Here is a 4555-nt window from a genome sequence, read left to right as displayed (position 1 = left end):
GGCAGGGGCCCACCGTCCCGGCGGACAGCCGTACGCAGGAACGTGGCTGTCACGCGACCGGGCCCGGGCCCCAGGCACCGCACGCGGCGGTGGCGGGGTAACGCGACCCCCCGGCCCCCACCCGGGCGCACTCCACTGGCGACCGAACCCCCCGTCCGCTTCGGTGGAACCCATGACCAACATGGAGATGACCCTCGAGGTGGTCCCGATCCCCGTCTCGGACGTGGACCGCGCCAAGGAGTTCTACGCGGAGAAGGTCGGCTTCCACGTGGACCTCGACGGCGAGGTCGCCCCCGGCCTCCGCATCGTCCAGCTCACCCCACCCGGCTCCGGCTGCTCCATCGCCCTCGCCGAGGGCCTGGAGATCCCCACCGGCACCCCTCGCCCCGGCACCTATCACGGCCTGCAGCTCTGCGTGCCCGACATCCACCGCGCCTACGAGGAGCTCACCGCCCGCGGCCTGGAGGTCAGCGAACCGGTCTCCTTCGTCGAGGGCCAGGACGGCGCCACGTTCATGTACTTCAGCGACCCGGACGGCAACGGCTGGGCGGTCCAGGAGTTCCGCCACCGGGCCACGGAACCGCTGCACCAGCTCCTCTCCGACCAGGCGGCGAAGCGGCGCGACTAGCCCCCGGCCGGCCTCACCGCCCAGCCGACACCCGGCTCCCACTTGCCTTACCTATCGTTTTTCGATAACTTCCCATCGTTCTTCGATTGACTGTATGAGGGAAGAGGGAGGGGCGATGGGCAAACTGGCCGTGCTCGCTCTGCGGGCCGTCATCGCGGCGTTGCTCACGGGGTCGCTGTTCGTCCAGGCGGTGCTGCTGCCGCTGATCTATTTCGACACCAGGGACGAGGCGGGGGACGTCGCCCCGCTGCCGTTCGTGACGCTCGTGTTCCTGGGGGTCGTCGCGGCCCAGGTGGTGCTGGTCTGCGTCTGGAGGCTGGTGACGATGGCGCGGAGCGGGACGGTGTTCTCGCACGCGGCGTTCCGCTTCGTCGACGTCATCACCGGGGCGTTCGCCTCGGCGGCGGTGCTGATCTGGGTGTTCGGCGTGCTGCTGGCCTCGCTGAACCCGGGCGCGCCGGAGGAGGACCAGGTGGCGCCGGGGGTGGTGCTGATCGTCGGCGGCGTGGGCCTGGCCGTGTTCGGCGTCGCGCTCGTCGTTCTGGTCCTGCGGACGCTGCTCGCGCAGGCGGTGGACCGTGACGTCGAGGCGTCGCGGATGCGGGCCGAGCTGGACGAGGTGATCTGATGCCGATCGCCGTCGACATCGACGTGATGCTGGCCCGCCGCAAGATGTCCGTGGGCGAGCTGGCCGAGCGGGTGGGAATCACCCCCGCCAACCTGGCCGTCCTCAAGAACGGCCGCGCCAAGGCGGTCCGCTTCACCACCCTGGCCGCCCTGTGCGAGGTCCTCGACTGCCAGCCGGGTGACCTGCTGCGCTGGGAGCCCGGTGAACTCGACGAGGCCGAGGCCCTCGAGGGCCCCGACGCGGCCGGGTCCGCCTCCCCCGCCGCCGCGAACCGGACGTAGCGCGGGCCGCACGGCTGGTTCGGCGGGAAACGGGGAACACGGGTGGGACCGCTCCCGCCCGGGCCCTCAGCTGGAGGACGCGATGCCCGCCGAACCCGTCGAATCCCACCTCGACCCCCGCTACAGCGACCCGGACGCGATCCCACCCCAGTGGCCGGAGGCGGAACGCCTGCTGGCCGCGGCGGAACTGTTCTGGATCTCCACCGTCCGCCCCGACGGCCGCCCGCACGTCACCCCGCTGCCGGCCGTCTGGGCGGACGGCGCCCTCCACTTCTGCACAGGCCCGGACGAACGCAAGGCCCGCAACCTCGCCGCCAACCCGCACGTCACGCTGACCACCGGCACCAACCTGTGGGACACCGGCTACGACCTGGTCGTCGAGGGCGAGGCCGCCCGCGTCACGGACGACGCCCGGCTGCGTGACCTGGCGGCCCGGTGGAAGGACAAGTACGGCGACTTCTGGCGCTTCGAGGTCCGCGACGGTCACTTCCACCACGGCCCTGGCGCGGCCCTCGTCTTCGCCGTCGCCCCCCGCACCGTCTTCGGCTTCGGCAAGGGCCGCCCCTTCAGCCAGACCCGCTGGCGCTTCGCCTGAGAGCAGCCGGGCCGCAGCGGAACGGACGTACCGTCTGCGCCATGGATGCCACCGCGCAGCAGCCGCCGTCGGAGCGGATCCTCTCTGTCGTGACGGTGATCGCCGCCCTGCCCACCCCCGACGGCGGCCGCCCCGTGCTCGTCGCCGTCGACGGTCCCGGCGGCTCCGGCAAGACCACCCTGGCCGCCTCTCTGGCAGAGAGCCTGCGGGACTGTGCCGTCGTCCACGTCGACGACTTCTACCGCCCCCTGCCCGACGAGGAACGCGCACGCCTCGACCCCGAACAGGGCTACCACCGCTACTTCGACTGGCAGCGGCTCCGCGACGAGGTGCTGCTGCCCCTGCGGGCCGGCCGCCCCGCCCGCCACCGGCCGTACGACTGGGCCACCGGACGGCTCGGCCCTTGGCACGAGACCGGCACCGGCACCGAGGTCGTGATCGTCGAGGGCGTCTACTCCGCCCGCCCTGAGCTGTCCGGCCTGTACGACCTCACCGTCTACGTCGACACCCCCCGCGACACCTGCCTGCGCCGCGTCCGGGACCGCGCCGAGAACCCGGAGGAGTGGATCACCCGCTGGCGCGCGGCCGAGGACCACTACATCGCGACGACGCTGCCCCGGAGCCGGTGCACCCTCACGGTCTCCGGAGAATGATCTTCCGGCCGCACCCCGCCTGTGCCACACTCCGCCGACGACTCGGCTCGACGTGGAAGGAGCGCAGGACATTGCGCGGGGTGGGGAGATTTCTGGCGGCGTGCGTCGCGGTACCGGTGCTGGCCGCGTGCGGCGGCACCGACGGGGGCGAGGCCCGGACGAAGCCGAGCGGCGAGGCCGGGAAGGCGACGCCGGCCGCCGAGGAGGCCGCGCCGGTGACGCGTACCTCGGCCGAGCGAGAGGTACGTGCGGCCGTCGACGCCGGGGGCTTCGGGCAGCCCCGTTTCGTAGACCTTCCGAAGTCGGACATCACGGCCTCCTGCGTGGTGAGCGGCCACGTGCGCACACCGGACGATCCGGACGAGAAGTCCGTCAGGACGGTCGTCGCCGCGCTGGAGAAGAGTGGCTGGCGCAGGACGGGCGGCTTCTCCAAGACCTACGGATCGCTCTTCTCCCTGGAGCGGGAGGAATGGACACTCGACGTGATGACGGGCTCCCTCACGGCGGACCAGATGGCGGCGGCCACTCCCGGCGCATCGGCGGAGGAGGAACGCGGCTTCACCGGCATGACCGTCACCGCCATCGACCGGGAGTGCGCCCACGCCGCGATCGCATCCGCCAAGGCCACACCTCGGTAGAGGTCCGCCCGCGGCGACGTCCGGCCGGGTGCTCTTCATCGGCCCGGTCGACCTGCACGGCCGAGACCGGCGGACCGGTCCGCGCGGCGGACCTCCCCCGCCGTCAGCGCCGCGCAGGCGCCGGTCAGCAGCATGGGCCCGGCCGGGCCGAGCGCGAGACGCCGACGTCCGTCCAGAAGCTCGAAGTACCGGTCCCGGGAGATCTCGACCGGGGTGCGCACGTCGAGGTCGAGGGCGGTACCGGCCGGCCTCGGCGGCGCGGGGCACGCAGATCTCCCTCGGTGGCCAGGACGAGGCCCACCTGCGCGACGCTCACCACAAGCAGCACCCGCAGCGCCGTGCGCAGCCCGAGTCAGTGCCGTGACCGGGCAGACTTCGCCCACCGTCCGCTGCCGGGAGGCGCTGTCGGTGCCGCCCCCTAGCGTGGCGGGATGGACGCGACGAAGCGGGGCGTGGTCGGGGAACGGGCCGTCGAGGCGGCGGTCCTGGACGCGGGACGGGCGCTGGACGAGTACGACGACGCCCGCTCGTGGCTGGCCGCCGCCGCGCGAACACCCGCCACGATGGCGCCCCTTGGCGCCGAGGTGTGGGTGTTCGACGAGGCGCTGGCCCAGGTCCTGCTGATCGAGCACCCCCGCCGCGGCTGGGTCCCGCCCGGCGGGGCGGTCGAGCCGGGCGAGACCCCGCGCGAGGGGGCGGTCCGGGAGGTGTTCGAGGAGACGGGCCTGCGGGTGGAGCCGCTGCCCGAGTCGTCGGCGGTGGCGGTCCGCTCGTACGCCCCGAACCACTCGGTCACGCTCGGCCTGTCGTACGCCGCGTTCGCCGACGTCACCACTCCTCTCACCCCGGAGCCGGGGCAGCCCGCGGCCTGGTGGCGGCTGGACGAGCCGTGGGACAGTTGCTTCCCCGACGACCTCCCCCGCATCCGCCGCCACGCGGCGCGGCTGGCCGCCGACCGGGACGCCCACCGGGACGCCCACCGCTGAGGGGACCGCGAGGCCGTGACCCGAACTCCCCTCCGGCTGCCGTCCGTGTCGGATTTCCGCCAGACCCCAGCCCGCCCCGCTGGTTGTCTGAACCCATGACCGAAACGGCCCGCAGCCTCAACGCGCCCTCCCCCGCAGCCCTGTTC

Annotated in this window: 7 protein-coding genes; all 7 read left to right on the top strand. The window is 73.3% G+C overall.

Annotated elements, in window-relative coordinates; genetic code table 11:
• Positions 1-181 precede the first annotated feature (181 nt).
• The 7 genes from ACOV8S_RS10715 (at position 182) to ACOV8S_RS10685 (ending at position 4409) form a co-directional block, all read left to right on the top strand.
• Positions 182-628, top strand: a complete 447-nt coding sequence (locus ACOV8S_RS10715) for a VOC family protein (RefSeq protein ID WP_448317905.1) — start codon at positions 182-184, stop codon at positions 626-628.
• A gap of 115 nt (positions 629-743) precedes the next feature.
• Positions 744-1256: a DUF2975 domain-containing protein gene (locus ACOV8S_RS10710; RefSeq protein ID WP_448317904.1), complete on the top strand. Its 513-nt coding sequence runs from the start codon at positions 744-746 to the stop codon at positions 1254-1256.
• Positions 1256-1537, top strand: coding sequence for a helix-turn-helix domain-containing protein (locus tag ACOV8S_RS10705; RefSeq protein ID WP_448317557.1), 282 nt, complete (start codon positions 1256-1258; stop codon positions 1535-1537). Before ACOV8S_RS10710 ends, ACOV8S_RS10705 begins: the two co-directional genes overlap by 1 nt.
• 82 nt (positions 1538-1619) lie before the next feature.
• The gene (locus tag ACOV8S_RS10700) at positions 1620-2132 is read left to right on the top strand and encodes a pyridoxamine 5'-phosphate oxidase family protein (protein ID WP_448317556.1); all 513 of its coding nucleotides are present in this window, start codon (positions 1620-1622) and stop codon (positions 2130-2132) included.
• A gap of 41 nt (positions 2133-2173) precedes the next feature.
• Entirely contained in the window at positions 2174-2785 is a 612-nt protein-coding gene (locus tag ACOV8S_RS10695) for a uridine kinase family protein (protein WP_448317555.1), read from the top strand.
• Positions 2786-2865: 80 nt separating this feature from the next.
• Positions 2866-3423 (top strand): hypothetical protein, encoded by a 558-nt coding sequence (locus ACOV8S_RS10690; protein WP_448317554.1) that lies wholly within the window; start codon positions 2866-2868, stop codon positions 3421-3423.
• A gap of 431 nt (positions 3424-3854) precedes the next feature.
• Positions 3855-4409: an NUDIX domain-containing protein gene (locus tag ACOV8S_RS10685; protein ID WP_448317553.1), complete on the top strand. Its 555-nt coding sequence runs from the start codon at positions 3855-3857 to the stop codon at positions 4407-4409.
• Positions 4410-4555: the final 146 nt, after the last annotated feature.

Source organism: Streptomyces sp. CO7, assembly GCF_053474865.1.
This window is presented reverse-complemented; position numbering and strand designations above follow the sequence as displayed.

Excerpts from the sequence above, each read along its gene's own strand:
- ACOV8S_RS10685 (WP_448317553.1), top strand. The coding sequence starts at position 3,855 with ATGGACGCGACGAAGCGGGGCGTGGTCGGGGAACGGGCCGTCGAGGCG.
- ACOV8S_RS10700 (WP_448317556.1), top strand. The coding sequence starts at position 1,620 with ATGCCCGCCGAACCCGTCGAATCCCACCTCGACCCCCGCTACAGCGAC.
- ACOV8S_RS10715 (WP_448317905.1), top strand. The coding sequence starts at position 182 with ATGGAGATGACCCTCGAGGTGGTCCCGATCCCCGTCTCGGACGTGGAC.
- ACOV8S_RS10695 (WP_448317555.1), top strand. The coding sequence starts at position 2,174 with ATGGATGCCACCGCGCAGCAGCCGCCGTCGGAGCGGATCCTCTCTGTC.
- ACOV8S_RS10710 (WP_448317904.1), top strand. The coding sequence starts at position 744 with ATGGGCAAACTGGCCGTGCTCGCTCTGCGGGCCGTCATCGCGGCGTTG.
- ACOV8S_RS10705 (WP_448317557.1), top strand. The coding sequence starts at position 1,256 with ATGCCGATCGCCGTCGACATCGACGTGATGCTGGCCCGCCGCAAGATG.